Raw genomic sequence first — 17,414 nt, forward strand, 5'->3', positions numbered from 1 at the left:
CCCTCGATAACCATTGCTTCCCGACAGATACTGCTCGACCAAGTTGACTTTGAACCGTACATCGTATTTCGTCATGAAAAACACCCCAAAGGTTGGATGAGTGTCCAACTTTTGGGGTGCAGTTCACGGGCAGCGGCTGTTTTGTTTCGGGTCCTATTAGCGATGGCCGCCAATAGTCAGGTTGGCATGACGGTTCACATCTTTATACAGCAAGTAGCGGAAACGGCTTGGGCCGCCCGCGTAGCACGCTTGTGGGCAGAAGGCGCGCAGCCACATGAAGTCACCAGCTTCCACTTCAACCCAGTCCTGGTTCAGACGGTAAACGGCCTTACCTTCCAGAACGTACAGACCGTGTTCCATGACGTGCGTTTCAGCAAAGGGGATGACGCCACCGGGTTCAAAGTTCACGATGTTCACGTGCATGTCGTGACGCAGATCGGACATATCGGTAAAGCGCGTGGTGCTCCAGCGGCCTTCGGTGTCGGGCATCACCATGGGGGTGACGTCTTTCTCGTTAGTCACGAAGGCTTCAGGTGCTTCCAGGCCTTCCACACGCTGATAACGCTTGCGGATCCAGTGGAAGTTGGCCAACTCGCCCGTGCGGTTGTGCAAGGTCCAGTTGGTGGAAGGAGGAATAAAGGCATAGCCGCCTTCTTCCAGGATGTGCTTGGTGCCTTCCAGAACCAGTTCCAATTGGCCCTTGACGACAAAAATCACGCCTTCGGCTTCGGGATCGGACTCAGGGTTGTTGCTGCCGCCTTGAGGACCCACTTCCATGATGTATTGGGAGAAGGTTTCGGCAAAGCCGGACAGAGGACGAGCCAATACCCATAAGCGGGTATTTTCCCAACCGGGCAGGAAGCTGGTCACGATGTCTTGCAGCACGCCTTTGGGCAGCACGGCATAGGCCTCGGTGAACATGGCGCGATCTGTCAGCAACTGAGTCTGAGGAGGATGGCCACCGGGAGGGGCGTAGTAATTGACTTTGGACATGTTGATTCCCATTGACATTCAGTAAGGAAAAATCTGTCGAACGGCATGGCGCAATCCCGGCGGTTGGCAAAAGGCACAGGCGGGATGTCGTTGTAATGCGCGGGACCAATACACAGTAACGATTGCTGGTGATATTTACAAATTAAATGTATAAATCTCTAGTATTTGTTTTTTGAATGTGTTGAGCTGTGGAGCCTGTTGGCAGCAACAGCAACAGCAACAGCAACAGCAACAGCAACAGCAACAGCAACAGCAACAGCAACAGCAACAGCAACAGCAACAGCAACAGCAACAGCAACAACTGCTGCAAGTGCTTTAATGCCAATGCCAATGCCGAAGCAGGCAGCAGTGTTACTACCTATATTGATGCTCATTGATGTCGCGTCCGTCTTGGAGCAGCGGTTGATCTACGCTCCGTGCCCACACCCAGTAGCTTGGGGCCTCACGAGCCATCTTTGATGCACAGCTAGTATCCACAGGCAATAGCCAGCACTTTGCTTGGGCCAAAGGCGTGATGTCAGAAGGATTTTGAAGATATGGATCATCAACTATCGAGCAGTCCCAGCCTGAATCGGCCCTTGTACGACCTGGACCTGTTGCTGGCCTTGTTGACGGTGGTCGATTGCGGCAGCTTTACGGCAGCAGCGACGCGTTTGCATTCCACCCAGTCCACGATCAGCCAGAAGGTACGACGTCTGGAAGAGCTGGCCGGACTGCGTCTGCTGGATCGGGCCAGCCGGGGAGTCAGCACGACCGAAGCGGGGCAGACCTTGCTGGGTTACGCCCGCCAGATGCTGGCCCTGAATCATCAGTTGTCAGAAGCCTTGTCGGGTTCGTTGGTGACTATCTCGGTACGGCTGGGTGTGCCAGAGGATTTTACCAACGGCCAGACCATGCGGGCCCTGGCTGGTTTCAATCGGCGGTTTCCGCAGGTGCGGCTGGAAGTCAGCAGCGGTTTAAGTAGCGATTTGCTGGCCGCCTACGATCAGGGTGAGCTGGATCTGGTGCTGGTCAAGCAGCGTCATAATGCCCGCGAAGCGGTGGTCTGTTTACCTGAGCAGACGGCCTGGGTTGATAGCGCGACCGATCCGGTCTTTCATCTGGACCCTATCCCCCTGGTTACTTTCCCACGCCGTGGTGTTTACCGTGAGGAGATTATCAGTGCAGTGGAGTCCTTGGGGCGGCGTTGGCGCATCAGTTTTACCAGTTCCAGCTTGAGCGGCATTCAAGGAGCGGTGGCAGACGGGATGGGCATCAGCCTGTTGCCACGGCGTGCTGTGCGGGACGACCATATTGAACTGGGGCAAGCACAAGGCCTGCCCCGGATTGATGCTTTTGAACTGGCAATTTTGCATAGGCCCCACGCCAATGAGATGGTGACGGCCTTATCCCGTGTGCTGGTAGAAATGTTGGCTCCCGAGAGTGAGCACCGCGTTTGATACCTGGGTGTTCGGCCTGCGAGAGTGGCAAAGACGCGTCAGGCTTTAGTGCTTGGGCGTGACTGGATCAAAGTGCGTCATTACATCCAGCACGGGTTCTTCGGCCATCACACGCGCCCGTGCAGCCACGGCAATCTCGTGTCCCTGACTGATGGTCAGCTTGCCATCCATTTCCAGGTCTACCTCTACCCAGATCATGTCGCCCAGCTTGCGGGTGCGCAACTGGTGTATCCCTTCTACGCCGGGCGTCTCGCGCAAGAGCTTGGCAATGCGCTCTTCCGTTTCCTGATCCACCGCTTTATCTGTCAGATCGTGGAAGGCGCCTATCGCAAACTTCCAGCCCGTGCGCAGAATCATCAAGCCCACAATGCTGGCAGCCAAGGGGTCACCCAAGGGCAGGCCTGCCAAGTTCGCCATGACTCCGACACTGACAACCAAGGAGGATGCGGCATCCGAGCGTGCATGCCAGGCATTGGCAGCCAGCATGGTCGAGCGTAACCGTTTTGCTACACGCAACATGTAGCGAAACAGGAGTTCTTTGCTACAGAGCGCAGTCAAGGCAATGGCCAAGGCAATGGGGTGTACAGCCTCGATGCTGCTGGGGTCGCGCAAGGCAGAGACGGCATTCCACAACATCCCGGCGCCCACAGCCAGCAAAAGGCCTCCAATGGCCAAGGTAGCGACCGTTTCGTAGCGCAAGTGGCCGTAGGGGTGGTCTGCATCTGGGCCTTGGCGGCTATGGCGGTTGGCAATCAGCACTACAAAGTCCGACAGCAGGTCAGATAAAGAGTGAATGGCGTCGGCAATCAGGGCTTGAGAATGGGCAAACAGGCCCACCACAAGTTGCAGCACGCTCAAACCAATATTGACAAGGACGCTGACCCAGGTGGAGCGTTGAGCGCCGCGGTGCCGGTCCAGATCAGAAGGGGGGGTATTTTTCATGCCAAACGGTCCTTGCAAGCAAAGCGGCAGGCTGTGTATCAATACAGCAGTTTCAAGATAAAGAGTGTATCGACTTTCCCGGCCTGTAGGGTGCTGAAAGGGGCCTGGCAGGCTGTTTTGAGCCTATTCTTTGGTATATGGATACAAAAAAGCCTCGCTTTTGAGCGAGGCTTTTGGGCGTATCAGGAATGCGTCTTAATTGATGCGCATGCCGGGCTGGGCGCCAGGGAAGGGCTCTAGAATATAGATACCTTGATCCACGGCGTCATCAGCATGGCTGGCAGCCAGAACCATCCCTTCGGACACACCAAAACGCATCTTGCGAGGAGCCAGGTTAGCTACCAGAACCGTCAGCTTGCCGATCAGGTCGTCGGGTTGGTAAGCCGACTTGATGCCAGAGAACACTTGGCGCAAACGACCTTCGCCAGCATCCAGGCTCAGGCGCAGCAGCTTGTCCGACCCTTCTACGGCTTCACAGCTGACGATCTTGGCAATGCGCAGATCAACCTTGATGAAGTCCTTGATGTCGATGGTGTCGGCAATCGCTTCGCCACCGGGCAGGACGACTGGGGCTGGCGGGGGGGCCAGCAGTTCGTCCACCATGGCGCTGTCTACCCGCTGCATCAGGTGTTTGAATGGAGCGATGTGATCAGGCAAGGCAGCCACGTCATCCCAGACAAAGCTGCGATCCAGACCGAATAGCTCGCGGGCAACGCGATCGGTCAGGGTAGGCAAAATGGCGGTCAGCATGACAGACAGACCCTTGAAGCCAGCCAGGGTGCGCGAGCAAATGTCTTGCAGCGCATCTTTCTGGGCTTGCTCGGCAGTTGCAATGCCTTTGGCCATGACCCAGGGCTGGGCTGTATCGAAAGCCTGGTTGATGATGTCGGCTTGAGCCATGATCTGGCGCACAGCACGGCCGTACTCGCGGCTTTCCAGATCGGCACGGACTTTCTCGGCGACTTCCTTGAGCTGGTTTTGCAGCTCGGAGGTGTCGCCCTGGTAGGCCAGCTTGCCATCAAAATGCTTGCTGATGAAGTTGGCGGCACGGCTGGCGATGTTGACGTATTTGCCAATCAGGTCGCTGTTGACGCGGGCAATGAAGTCATCAGGATTGAAGTCCATGTCCTCAACGTGCGAGTTGAGCTTGGCGGCCATGTAGTAGCGCATCCATTCGGCATCCATACCCAGTTCCAGGTAGCGCAGGGGTGAAATGCCTGTGCCACGGCTCTTGGACATTTTTTCGCCGCTAACCGTGATGAAACCGTGTACGTTCAGTGCATCAGGCACTTTACGGCCGGAGAATTTCAGCATGGCAGGCCAGAACAGGGCGTGAAAGTACACGATGTCCTTGCCGATAAAATGCACCTGCTCGGTGCTGCCTTCCGGATCCAGCAAGGCATCAAAGTCCAGACCGGCCTTGGTGCAGTAGGCTTTCAAGGAAGCCAGGTAACCAACAGGCGCGTCCAGCCAGACGTAGAAGTACTTGCCGGGCGCATCGGGAATCGGAATGCCGTAGTAAGGTTCGTCGCGCGAAATATCCCAGTCGTTCAGGGACGCTTCGGCCCCTTCGCCTGTACCCAGCCATTCGCGGGTTTTGCCCAGCACTTCCGATTGCAGACGTGGCTTGCCCTGGGCGTTCTTGCCTGTGGTCCACTCTTGCAGGAAGGCCACGCAGCGCGGGTCGGACAGACGGAAGAAGAAGTGTTCCGAGGTCTTTAACACCGGACGCGCATTGGTCAGGGTGGAGTAGGGTTCGATCAGCTCGGTCGGGGCGTAAACCGCGCTACAGACCTCGCAGCTGTCGCCGTACTGGTCCTTGGCGTGACACTTGGGGCACTCGCCCTTGATGTAACGATCGGGCAGGAACATGCCTTTGACCGGGTCATAGAACTGTTCGATGGTGCGTGTATCGATGAAACCGGCGCTTTTGAGCGTACGGTAGATATCCTGGGCCAGCTCGACGTTGTCAGGCGAGTCCGTACGGTGCCAGTGGTCGAACTTGATGTTAAAGCCGTTCAGGTAGGTGGGGCGTTCGGCCGCGATCTTGTCTACCAACTGGGCGGGGGTAATGCCCGCGCTTTCTGCCTTGAGCATGATGGGGGCGCCATGGGCGTCGTCCGCACACACAAAATGTACCGTATGTCCCGACATTCGCATGGACCGAACCCAGATGTCGGCCTGGATATATTCCATGATGTGGCCGATGTGAAACGAGCCATTGGCATACGGCAGGGCGGTCGTAACAAATATCGTTCGTGACATGACTTAACAAAATAAAAGAGAAAGGGAACAAGGATTCTACGGTCTATTGGACACTTGTGCAGCGCCAGACCGAGGAATGTCCACGGGTAAAGTGCTGAGGAGGAATTGCGAATGATACAAATGCACACACCCTGAGCCTATGACGACTCAGGGTGTTCGGGGGCAATACCTATTCAGCGTTGCTGTGAACCAACTGCTTGGCGCACAGTCAAGAACTGTTAAGGAATCTCGCGCATCTCGATGTCGGTGACATCACGCGAACGTGGTGCTGTCGACTGTTTGCTGGCAGTAGTGGGGCGGCGGCGCTGGTCCCAATAGGCTTTAACGCCGAAAGGACGGCCACTAATACGCGCCACAATGTATAAAATGCCGATCGCAATCGCGGTGGAAACCATGAAGATAAACGCCATGATTGCACCGAAAATTGTCAGCAAGACAAAGAGGGCTGTGCGGATAATCTGGTTAAATGTGCTCATAGGTTTAGTATGACACCATAAGTGTAAAAAAATTCCTCTTGAACCGCTAAATTTCTGGTTTAAAGGTATGGTGATGTTTCTTTATATCAAGGTTTTGTATAAATGACAGTGAGTTCCGAGCGCGTGTTGCAAGCCCTGGCGAGTGTGACCGATCCCAACACGTTAAAGAAGTTATCGGTCGATGCGGGTCGATGCGAACTGGGCATTGACCAGAACCAGGTTGAGCTGACTTTGCATCTGCCCTACACGGCTTATGACATTCAGGGGCAACTGCGCGAACGTATCGAGCAAGCTTTGGCGGGCGTGGGTGCCACCCTGTCCAAGCTGCATTTGAACCCTCGCATTGGTATACATGCCGTGCAGGAAGGCTTGCGCCCCATGCCCAATATCCGCAACATTATTGCGGTGTCCTCGGGCAAGGGCGGGGTCGGTAAAAGTACGACGTCGGTGAACCTGGCCTTGGCTTTGCATATGCAAGGTGCGCGTGTCGGTTTGCTGGACGCGGATATTTACGGCCCTAGCGTGCCCACCATGCTGGGCCTGCACGAGCGTCCGCGCAGTGCAGACGGCAAGATGATGGAGCCGCTGATTGGCCACGGTCTGCAAGCGAACTCGATTGGTTTCTTGTTGGATGAGGACGCTCCAGCGATCTGGCGCGGCCCGATGGCAACCCAGGCGCTGACACAGCTGCTTACACAAACGCGTTGGGACAATCTGGATTACCTGATCATCGACATGCCTCCGGGCACGGGCGACATTGCCTTGACCCTGTCGCAGAAAGTCCCGCTGACGGGCGCTGTGATTGTGACCACTCCGCAGGATCTGGCGCTGATCGATGCCAAGCGTGGCTTGAACATGTTCCAGAAGGTCAATGTGCCAGTCTTGGGTATCGTGGAGAACATGTCGGTTCACATTTGCTCGAACTGTGGTCACGCTGACCCGGTCTTTGGCCAACACGGTGGCCGCGATATGGCCAGCCAATTCAACGTGCCTTGGCTGGGTGCCTTGCCGCTGGCAATGAGCATTCGGGCTCAGACCGACTCCGGTACCCCTACCGTGATTGCCAGCGCAGACAGCCCCGAGGCTCGGCTCTATCATGAGATTGCCAATCGCGTTTCGGCTAACTTGTCGCAACTACCTCCAGACACGTCGGGGCAGCGCCCCAAGGTTGTTCCTCGTCCTCTTTGAGTACGTATGCGCAAATCCGGCTTTTGCCTGTTGTTCTCGATAGTCCTGAGCCCTGCCGTGTGGGCTCAGTCTTCCGTTCCTGATGTCATTATTGATCCGGGGGGCGTGCCCCCCCAGGCGTTGAAAGAAATTCAGCGTGCGGTCAGTGCCATTACGCGTTTGGCGGAAGATCAGGACTTGGGAGAGGTCTCGCGTCTGCGGCGCAGGGCCCATGATGCGACCGTTTCCGCCTTGCAGACTCAGGGTTATTTTGACTCTGTGGTTACGCTGGAGGTGGGTGAAGATTCCAGCGGGGAATATTGGGACATTATTATTCAGCCAGGTGAAATCACGCGTGTGCGCGACATTGCCTTGGACTTCAAAGGCAAGATCCAGGAGCCGGAATACCAAGTGCGTCTGGAAGGGATCAAGGCCAGTTTTCCCCTGAAAGTGGACGATCCTTTTTTAAATTCAGTCTGGTCGTCGGCCAAGGCGGATTTGTTGGAAAGCGTACAGCGCCAGGACTTTTACTACGCTCGTTATATAGACACGCGGGCGACGGTACTGGCTGACGAAGGGGTGGCCGACCTGTCCCTGAATGTCGATAGCGGGCCACGGGTTCGCATGGGGCCTCTGGAGACCACCGGCTTGAAGCGAGTCCCCCAGTCACTGGTGGACCGCTACGTGCGCTATACCCCCGGTGACCCCTACGATCAGGACAAGCTGGACGAGTGGCAGCAATCTTTGGCGGCCACCACTTTTTTTCGGGGTGCTTTTGTCACTCTGGATGAGCAGGCCAGCAAAAAGAAAGAGCTTCCTGATGGTGATGTAGAGCTGCCTGTAAGGGTGCGAGTGACCGAAGCACCATCCAAGCAGTTCACCGGCTCTTTGGGTTTTGACAGCGACCACGGAGCGCGTGCCGAAGCCCTGTACCGAAAGAATATTGTGTTTGGCCTGCCCATCTGGTCCGAGGCCGGTCTTGGGGTGGATAAAAACCGCCAGAGGGCTTTTTATGACATCCATTTGCCGCCCACGATTCGTGGCTACAAGAACAGTTTCGGTGTTTTGTATGATCGCTCTGACGTTGAAGGCCTGGACACTGAGCGTTTGGCCTTGGGCTGGAAGCTGCGCCAAGAACGAAAGGCGGCGGGTAATAGCCGTGTAGAGTACGAAACTGAGTGGGGTGTGCTGGGGGCCTGGGACAAGACCAAGATTTCTGGCTTGCCCACTCGTGAAACCCCTTCTGCCATTGCAACCTGGCAGTGGCTGCGCCGGGATGTGGACAAGAAATATGATCCGCGTGAAGGCAATTTGATTGATTTTGGTGTCGGTGCCGGTGTCACGCTGGATCGGGGCGAAAGGTTCTACCGCAGCAATTTGCGACTCCAACAATGGTGGCCGGTTGGGGATCGGGACGTCTTGTCCGTACGCGGGGAAGTCGGCAAAGTGTGGGGGATGACGGATCGGACGCCGCCTGATTTCGGTTATCGCACTGGGGGCGCGCGCAGTATCCGGGGCTATAAATATCAAAGTATTGGTCTTGAGCGCAGCGACGCCGTGGTGGGCGCGCCGGCCATGGCAGTTGCTAGTGTGGAGTACACGCATTTTTTCACCAGCATGTACGGCATGCGTGCTTTTGTGGACGTGGGCGATGCGGCGTCCAGCTTTGGTGATATGGACTTGGCCTGGGGTTACGGTTTGGGAGCGGTGGTCCGAACCCCTGCCGGGCCCTTCAATCTTGATCTGGCCTATGGTCAGCGGGACAAACGTTTACGTTTGAGCTTTTCTTTGGGAATCGCATTTTAATGGCTTGGGTTCGGCGCTGGTTCCGATATTTTGCATTGTGGGGCATCCCCTTTGTGGTGGTGGCCCTGCTGCTTGTGTGTGGTTTTGTGTATTGGGTGCTGGCCAGTCAGGTTGGTACCCGTTGGGCGCTGCGCACGGCCTTGCCTTATGCACAGGGCAGTGCACAAGGCGTACGCGGAACGATCTGGGACGGTCTGAGTATCGACCACCTGGTGTTGGCCCTGCCCGATACCCATGTCGATATCGAACGTTTGCGCCTGCAGGCCAACTGGAAAGAGCTCTGGGAGCGACGCTTGCATGTGGTGGAGCTCAGTGCCCATAAAGTGGATGTGGCCTTGACATCCTCGGACGAGCCCAAGTCCGACGCCCCCTTCAAAATGCCTGAGTTGCCTATCAGTATTGCCGTGGACAAACTGGCCTTGGGTCAGTTCCTGTTGACGCAAGATGGTACGCCCTTGCCGGTAGCCATTGCGGATTTGTCCTCGGCTCTGGCTGTGGATTCCGACAGCGCACAGTTGCGTCTGTACGATTTGATGGTGGCCAATGAGTCCATTCGCGCTGGTTTTCAGGGTGAAGTAGAGCTGGCGGGCCTGGAAGCGCCATATCCGGCACGAGCCGATATCCAAATCATTGCTCGTGGTTTGACGGCGGATTCTCCGATTTGCGCCAAGCAGTATTTGCCCGCTTATGCGGAGCAATCGAAGTCCGACCGGCCTGCTGCAAAAGTCGCCGTTGCTCAGTCCACAACGACAGCCGCTGCACAAACGCTGAAAGCCAATGCCAATGCCAATGCCAAGGCTGCGGCGGCCTCTGTTGCGGCACAAACTCCTCAGCAAAGCCAAACCAAGGCCAACACGCAGGGCCAGCTCGCCCCTGATAGCCAATCGGTCGATCAGCCTGTAGATACCCCTAGTGCCGCCGGAGTCATCAGCTCCGAGCCCGGGGGCAGTGCAGGTCTTGTTGATGAAGAGCGTATCCAGGAGCCGGTTGCTGTTCCTGAGCCCGAGCCTTTGCCCGATTGTGTGGTCAATGCGCAAATCACCTTGAATGGCTCTTTGGAACAAGTCACCTTGCTACTTAAGGGGCATGGTCAGGGTTATAGCCTGGACGCCAGTGCAGAATTGAGCCCGTTGGATTCCGTACCCGTGCGTCAGGCCAAGCTGGCCGTGAAATTGCCAGACGAGTCCTTGCTGGATGCAGACTTTGCCTGGGATGCCACACAGGAGGGTGTGCACGTTAAGGATCATTTCAAAGGTCAGTTCAGCAGCAACAAGCTGGACTTGCATGCATTATTAGGCGATGTCTTGCCTGACGCTCTGCTCAATAGTCAGGGCAAGTTTGATGTGGTGCTGGCGGATAAAGAACAAATACTTTCTGCGGATGTCGATATTCAACTGCTGCAAGGCAGCCGTTGGAACAAACAACCGGCGATTGGGCAGATCAAGGCGAAAGCGGCCGCACCAGCGCAGCCGGGTGAGCCGACCTGGTGGCGTCAACTGCACTTGAGCGATGTGCTGACTGATTTGAAAGTGGGCGATAACCAGGTGCTCTTAAAGGGCGATTTGGGTATAAGCGGCACGGCGGCGCTGGATTTGCAAGTCAAGATGCCCAAAGCAGAACAATTGTGGCCCGGCCTGGAGTTGGGTGTGGCATCGGCGCAAGGCCAACTGCGTGGCGACGTGTCGCGCCACACCTTACAGCTACAAGGCCAATACGATCTGGGTGGCAAAGACAGTACTCAGCTGGGTCAGGGCATCGCGCAAGCGGATCTGGCCTTGGAAGGCGGCTGGCATTTCGCCGATCAAGGCAAGGCAGCCTACTGGGATGGCCAGCTAAGCCGTTTGCAGGCTGACCATGCAGGTCTGGCTGTGCGTTTGCAGTCGGCTATGCCACTGCGTTTTACGGATGCACTGCGTGCACCCGAGCCAGCGCGAAAAGAATCCCTTGCCAAGACAGATGCGACGTCTGCAGAACAGCCGGCGGTAGAGCCTGGCGTGGCTCCGGCCCCGGCTTTGGCGAATGAAGGAGCCAGGCCGGTCGACGAAGTACAACAGGGTGCGGGTACTGGCTCGGTAGTCAATGCGGCAGATGGTAGCGGAGCGGCACAAACTGACAAAGCGGCATCGATGGAGGGTGGTGCAGCCGCAGCGCGCGCTGCCCGGCCACCTTTGGAGCCCTGGTCGGTTCGCGTGGGTGCGGCTACCTTGAGCACCTCCGTCGACGGCGAGCCTTGGATCAATCTGCGTCATCAGGAATCCACGTATCAGCCGGGACAGTGGGCCAGCCGGGGTGAATTGCTGGATCTGGTCTTGTCCGAACCTCGCATCGCGCGTTTGTTGCGCAAGGTAGGGGTGCGGGAAGATCCGGAGAAAGCCAAAGGGGGCGGGGTCAAGATTGCCAGGAACAAGAAAACCCAGCCGCCTGAAATTGATATCAAAGCCCGTTGGGACCTGAAGTTCAATGGCGCCTTGGCTGGGCAAGTGCGTGTGGATCGTGTCGCGGGTGATGTCCAGGTTTTTGCCGAACCTCCCATGTCTCTGGGCCTGGAGGATCTGAGCATCGTCATTGATGCGAAACCTACCTCGGGTACTACCAGCCGTCTGGATGCTCAGATGGATGTGCGTACCAAGGACATGGGCTACGTCACTGCCAAGGCTCAAACCCCCATTCACGGGCTGACCCTGGACGAGAACGATCGCAAAACGGTCAGCATTCAAGCCAATATTGATGACCTGAGCTGGACGCGCCTGTTCCTGGGTGATGCCATGGAATTGGGCGGCCGTCTGAATGCGGACGTGAATATTGATGTGGGCGCGAAATGGGCCTGGACCAGCCGAGGCACGGTAACGGGCCGCGAGTTGCGCTTTACTCGTCTCGATGACGGTATCCGTTTGATTGACGGGCAGTTGGATGCCAGTTTTGATGGCGATATTTTCCGCTTGGATTCGCTGACTTTCCCGGCCCGTCTGCGGGTAGAGCCGCAAGAGTGGCGTACGGCTACGTGGCTGAAAGAGAGTCCGGATGCCAAGGATGGCAAGCTGACAGTGTCCGGGCAGTGGAACTTGAGTACTCAGCAAGGGGCATTTGGCGTCGATATTTTCCGTTTCCCCATTTTGCAACGCTCTGACCGTTACGCCATGATGTCCGGCAATATCAATCTGGACATGGAGCTGCCTCGTATTGCGATTACCGGCAAGGTAGTGGCTGATGCAGGATGGTTCAATCTGGATATGTTGGGCGGCATTCCCACGGTAGATAGCGACGTGGTGATTGTGCGGGCTGGCGATGAGCCTGCTGCCGAGCCATCTCAGGCCGCCACTGATATGAGTATGGACATTGATGTGGATTTGGGCCGACGCTTTTATCTGACCGGTTATGGTGTGAACTCGGGCTTGGTCGGCAATCTGCGGATCACCATGGCCGGTGGCAAGTTAACCGGCATTGGCGCCTTGCGTACTCGTGGTGGTCGTATCGAACTGTATGGGCAGAAGCTCTTGCTCAAGCGCGGTACGGTGACGTTTCAGGGCGACATCACCTCGCCCATCCTGGATATTGAAGCCGTGCGTACCGGGCTGGCGGTAGAAGCAGGTGTTAAGGTGGTTGGCACGGCGCGCAGACCCCGAATCGATTTGGTGTCCTATCCGGAAGTCAGCGAAGTTGAAAAGCTGTCCTGGCTTTTGTTGGGCCATGGCCCGGATGACTCCGGTGGCGACATGGCCTTGTTGCTCAGTGTGGGCACCTCTTTTCTAGGGGACGGCGAGCCCTTTTACCGCAAGTTCGGTATTGATGAGGTGGCCATGCGCTCAGGCGACCTGGGTAGTGCTGGTAGCATCTTGCCAGTCGAAAGTGTGGTCAAATCCCTGAACAGTGGCACCAGCAATGAAGAGCGTAAGTTCATTGCAATTACCAAGGCGTTAACGGCCGATTTTTCGGTCAGCCTGGAGCAGGCCATGGCCGATACCGGCACGGTAGGTCGGGCCAGCTACCGCTTGGCGCGGGGCCTGACCGCTGAAGTCAGCGCGGGTACGGTAAACGGTCTGGCCCTGATTTACCGCTGGTTCTCGAAAGATTGATGCAGGCTGCCCGGCTTCAAACGGGCAGCCAATTGTGGTGCAAATGATATATTTGCGCCGCAATTGGCTTGTGTGTGTATCTAAACGATAAAATAACCGGTTACTGATTTAAGGCGGCTAATTTCTTATGAGTATCAAAAGCGACCGTTGGATTCGGCGGGCTGCTGCCCAAGGCATGATCGAACCTTTCGAGCCAGGCCAAGTGCGCAATGTAGACGGACAACGTATCGTCAGCTACGGCACCAGCAGCTATGGTTACGATGTGCGTTGTGCCAGCGAATTCAAGATTTTTACCAACATCAATTCGACCATCGTGGACCCCAAGGCCTTCGATGAAAAGTCCTTTGTGGATTTCGTCGGTGATGTGTGCATTATTCCGCCCAATTCTTTTGCGCTGGCCCGCACGGTTGAGTACTTCCGTATTCCTCGCAGTGTGCTGACCATGTGTCTGGGCAAAAGCACCTATGCCCGTTGCGGCATTATCGTGAACGTGACTCCGCTGGAACCCGAGTGGGAAGGCCATGTCACCTTGGAGTTTTCCAACACCACCCCGCTGCCAGCCAAGATTTACGCCGGTGAAGGGTGCGCACAGATGCTGTTCTTTGAAAGCGATGAAGTGTGCGAAGTGTCGTACCGCGACCGCGGCGGCAAATATCAGGGTCAACAGGGCGTTACCTTGCCCCGTACCTAGGAGTTCTGGATGAAGTTTCGTTTTCCTATCGTCATCATCGACGAAGACTACCGTTCCGAAAATACGTCGGGCCTGGGCATTCGAGCCCTGGCCTCGGCGATAGAGGCCGAAGGCGTAGAGGTTCTCGGGGTCACCAGTTATGGTGACCTTAGTTCTTTTGCGCAACAGCAAAGCCGCGCGAGCGCCTTCATTTTGTCGATTGATGATGAGGAATTCGATGTGGATTCCCCGGAGGATGTTGCCAACGCGATCAAGAACCTGCGCTCCTTTATTGGTGAGCTGCGGTTTCGCAACGAGGACATCCCTATTTATTTGTATGGCGAGACACGCACCTCGCAGCATATCCCCAACGATATTCTGCGCGAGCTGCACGGCTTTATTCACATGTTCGAGGACACGCCCGAGTTCGTGGCGCGCCATATCATCCGTGAGGCCCGCTCCTATCTGGAAAGCCTGGCACCGCCGTTTTTCCGCGAACTGGTCAAATACGCGTCTGATGGTTCCTACTCCTGGCACTGTCCAGGGCACTCGGGTGGCGTCGCTTTTCTGAAAAGCCCGGTAGGTCAGATGTTCCACCAGTTCTTTGGTGAAAATATGCTGCGTGCCGATGTCTGTAATGCGGTCGACGAGCTGGGGCAACTGCTGGACCACACTGGCCCGGTTGCCGATGCCGAGCGCAACGCGGCCCGTATCTTTCATGCCGATCACTGTTTTTTCGTGACCAACGGCACGTCCACCTCTAATAAGATTGTCTGGCACGCCAATGTGGCCAATAACGATGTGGTGGTTGTAGATCGCAACTGCCATAAGTCGATTCTGCACGCCATCACCATGACGGGCGCTATCCCGGTTTTTCTGCGCCCCACGCGCAACCACTTGGGCATTATTGGTCCTATCCCGCAAGAAGAGTTCTTGCCAGAAAACATTGCGCGCAAGATTGAGGCCAACCCCTTTGCCAGCAAGGCCAGGAACAAGAAACCTCGTATTCTGACGCTAACGCAAAGTACCTACGATGGCGTGATCTACAACGTGGAAATGATCAAGGAAACCCTGGATTCCAAGATCCCCACGCTGCACTTTGATGAAGCCTGGTTGCCGCATGCGGCTTTCCACGACTTCTATCACGACATGCATGCTATTGGTGCCGATCGTCCACGCACCAAAGACACCATGATTTACGCCACGCATTCCACGCACAAAATGCTGGCTGGTTTGTCGCAGGCGTCCCAAATTACGGTGCAGGATGCGGAAAACCGCCCTTTGGACCGCAACGTATTCAACGAAGCCTACCTGATGCATACCAGCACCAGCCCGCAGTACGCGATTATTGCGTCCTGTGATGTGGCTGCGGCCATGATGGAGCCGCCCGGTGGCACCGCGCTGGTTGAGGAAAGCATTTGCGAGGCCATGGACTTCCGTCGTGCGATGCGCAAGGTCTCCAAGGAATATGGCGAGAGCGACTGGTGGTTCAAGGTCTGGGGGCCGGACAATCTGCCCGAAGAGGGCATAGGCGAGCGCGATGACTGGATTTTGCGCTCTGATGCGCAATGGCATGGCTTTGGCAAGTTGTCGACCAACTTCAACATGCTGGATCCGGTCAAAGCCACAGTCGTGACTCCCGGCCTGGATATTTCCGGCACCTTTGCCGAGCAGGGTATTCCTGCGGCTCTGGTTTCCAAGTATCTGGCCGAGCACGGCGTGGTGGTCGAGAAAACCGGCCTGTACTCCTTCTTTATTCTGTTCACCATTGGCATTACCAAGGGTCGCTGGAATACCTTGCTGACGGCCTTGCAACAGTTCAAGGATGATTACGACCGCAACCAGCCCATGTGGCGTATTTTGCCGGACTTTTGCAAAACCCAGCCCACCTACGAGCGCATGGGCTTGCGTGACCTGTGTCAGCAGATTCACCAGGCTTACCGCAAGTACGATCTGGCCCGCCTGACCACCGAGGTCTACCTGAGCGACATGATTCCCGCTCTGAAACCCTCGGACGCCTATGCCAAGATGGCGCATGGCGACATTGAGCGTGTTGGTATTGACGAGCTGGAAGGTCGTGTGACGGGTGTTTTATTGACGCCTTACCCACCCGGCATTCCTTTGCTGATTCCTGGCGAACGCTTTAACTCGCGTATTGTGGAATATCTGCAATTTGCGCGCGAGTTCAATGCCCGCTTCCCTGGCTTTGAAACCTATGTGCATGGACTGGCGCAGGATATTGGCCCCGATGGACTGCCGCGCTACTACGTAGATTGCGTGCTTGAGTCTGAAACCAACGAGTAAACCCGCGTGATTCCTTTTTTTGATGTTGCCGTCATCGGCGCAGGTGCGGCCGGTATGATGGCTGCCAGTATCGCAGGCCAGCGTGGTCTGCGAGTGGTATTGATTGATCACGCTGAGAAGCTGGCCGAGAAAATCCGTATTTCAGGTGGAGGGCGTTGCAACTTCACTAATACGGGGACTTCGCCAGAGAACTTCCTGTCCAAGAATCCGCATTTTTGCCGTTCCGCCTTGGCGGGCTATACCCCCCAGGATTTTCTGCAACTGGTGCGAGAGTACCGCATCGGTTTTCATGAAAAGCATAAAGGCCAGTTGTTCTGTGATGATTCCAGTGAGTCCATCATCCAGATGCTGCGTCAGGAGTGTTTGAAAGGGCAGGTATCCTGGCGCATGCCCTGTTCGGTGCAGTCCATTGGCCGCACGCAAGAAGGTTTTGTGCTGCGTACCAGCCAGGGCGATTTGAATGCCTTGCAGGTGGTGATTGCCACAGGCGGCATGGCGATTCCGCAGCTCGGTGCCACGGACTACGCTTTGCGTATGGCACGTCACTTTGGTTTGAAAGTGATTGAACCGCATCCGGCCTTGGTTCCCTTGACCTTTGATGGCCGGGATTGGAAACCCTTTTCGGCCTTGAGCGGTATGGCTTTGGAAGTGGAAGTCAGCACAGGGCAGGGCAAGCAGCGTCAAGCCTTTTTGGAAGATTTGCTGTTCACGCACCGTGGCCTGTCCGGGCCGGGTATCTTGCAGATTTCTAGCTACTGGCAATCGGGTGAAAGTATTAGTGTAGATCTGGCCCCCGGTCAGGATATTGCTCAGCAGTTATTGGATTTGAAGGCGGGTAACCGCCAGCAACTGGTCACGGTCTTGTCCACCTTGTGGCCACGCCGTCTGGTCGAGCAATGGTTGGATACCTCGGACTTGTTGCCTAAAGGCGTGGGGCAACAACGTCTGGCGGATCTGCCCGATCGCGTATTGCGTGCAGTAGGGCAGGTTATTAACGCTTGGCAGTTGAAACCCAGTGGCACCGCAGGCTATAAAAAGGCGGAAGTGATGAGCGGTGGCGTGGATACACGCGAGCTCAATCAGAAAAGCATGGAAGCACGTAAAGTACCTGGCCTGTTCTTTATTGGTGAAGCGGTGGATGTCACCGGTTGGCTGGGTGGGTATAACTTCCAATGGGCCTGGGCGTCTGCAGCAGCGTGTGCACGCGCACTGAAGGTGCAGGCAGGTCAGAGCTAGGAAAGCGAGTGGAAGCGGCAAGACGCAGTCTTTGCGGTCGCTT

General features: G+C 56.1%; 12 protein-coding genes. 7 read left to right on the plus strand and 5 right to left on the minus strand.

What is annotated here, in order from left to right; translation table 11 throughout:
* Positions 1-156: 156 nt before the first annotated feature.
* Entirely contained in the window at positions 157-993 is an 837-nt protein-coding gene (locus AB7E06_RS14705; protein ID WP_094198251.1) for a bifunctional allantoicase/(S)-ureidoglycine aminohydrolase, read from the minus strand.
* A gap of 158 nt (positions 994-1,151) precedes the next feature.
* A complete protein-coding gene (locus tag AB7E06_RS14710; protein WP_427957431.1) occupies positions 1,152-1,367 on the minus strand; it encodes a hypothetical protein in 216 nt (71 codons plus the stop codon).
* Between the two features lie 162 nt (positions 1,368-1,529).
* Between AB7E06_RS14710 and AB7E06_RS14715 the strand changes: the two genes are divergently transcribed.
* Positions 1,530-2,432, plus strand: a complete 903-nt coding sequence (locus AB7E06_RS14715; protein WP_108728149.1) for a LysR family transcriptional regulator — start codon at positions 1,530-1,532, stop codon at positions 2,430-2,432.
* 45 nt (positions 2,433-2,477) lie between these two features.
* Here the strand turns inward: AB7E06_RS14715 and AB7E06_RS14720 are convergent, their stop codons facing one another.
* The 3 genes from AB7E06_RS14720 to AB7E06_RS14730 form a co-directional block, all read right to left on the minus strand.
* Positions 2,478-3,374 (minus strand): cation diffusion facilitator family transporter, encoded by an 897-nt coding sequence (locus AB7E06_RS14720; protein ID WP_094195564.1) that lies wholly within the window; start codon positions 3,372-3,374, stop codon positions 2,478-2,480.
* 195 nt (positions 3,375-3,569) lie between these two features.
* Positions 3,570-5,639, minus strand: coding sequence for a methionine--tRNA ligase (gene metG, locus AB7E06_RS14725; protein WP_094195565.1), 2,070 nt, complete (start codon positions 5,637-5,639; stop codon positions 3,570-3,572).
* Between the two features lie 218 nt (positions 5,640-5,857).
* Positions 5,858-6,115, minus strand: a complete 258-nt coding sequence (locus AB7E06_RS14730; protein ID WP_094195566.1) for a hypothetical protein — start codon at positions 6,113-6,115, stop codon at positions 5,858-5,860.
* A 102-nt stretch (positions 6,116-6,217) separates the two neighbouring features.
* On the opposite strand from AB7E06_RS14730, the gene apbC reads away from it, so the two are divergent.
* The 6 genes from apbC (at position 6,218) to AB7E06_RS14760 (ending at position 17,371) form a co-directional block, all read left to right on the plus strand.
* Positions 6,218-7,303, plus strand: coding sequence for an iron-sulfur cluster carrier protein ApbC (gene apbC / locus AB7E06_RS14735; RefSeq protein WP_427957435.1), 1,086 nt, complete (start codon positions 6,218-6,220; stop codon positions 7,301-7,303).
* 6 nt (positions 7,304-7,309) lie between these two features.
* A complete protein-coding gene (locus AB7E06_RS14740; RefSeq protein WP_108728146.1) occupies positions 7,310-9,088 on the plus strand; it encodes an autotransporter assembly complex protein TamA in 1,779 nt (592 codons plus the stop codon).
* Entirely contained in the window at positions 9,088-13,161 is a 4,074-nt protein-coding gene (locus AB7E06_RS14745) for a translocation/assembly module TamB domain-containing protein (protein ID WP_427957437.1), read from the plus strand. Before AB7E06_RS14740 ends, AB7E06_RS14745 begins: the two co-directional genes overlap by 1 nt.
* Positions 13,162-13,288: 127 nt before the next feature.
* On the plus strand, positions 13,289-13,852 hold the full coding sequence (dcd, locus tag AB7E06_RS14750; RefSeq protein WP_094195570.1) for a dCTP deaminase: 564 nt from the start codon (positions 13,289-13,291) through the stop codon (positions 13,850-13,852).
* A gap of 9 nt (positions 13,853-13,861) precedes the next feature.
* Positions 13,862-16,135 (plus strand): arginine/lysine/ornithine decarboxylase, encoded by a 2,274-nt coding sequence (locus tag AB7E06_RS14755; RefSeq protein WP_094195571.1) that lies wholly within the window; start codon positions 13,862-13,864, stop codon positions 16,133-16,135.
* Positions 16,136-16,141: 6 nt separating this feature from the next.
* Entirely contained in the window at positions 16,142-17,371 is a 1,230-nt protein-coding gene (locus AB7E06_RS14760) for an NAD(P)/FAD-dependent oxidoreductase (RefSeq protein WP_321267679.1), read from the plus strand.
* The last annotated feature ends 43 nt before the right edge of the window (positions 17,372-17,414 follow it).

Origin of the sequence: Alcaligenes sp. (genome assembly GCF_050255915.1) — a bacterium.
Lineage (GTDB): Bacteria > Pseudomonadota > Gammaproteobacteria > Burkholderiales > Burkholderiaceae_B > Alcaligenes > Alcaligenes aquatilis.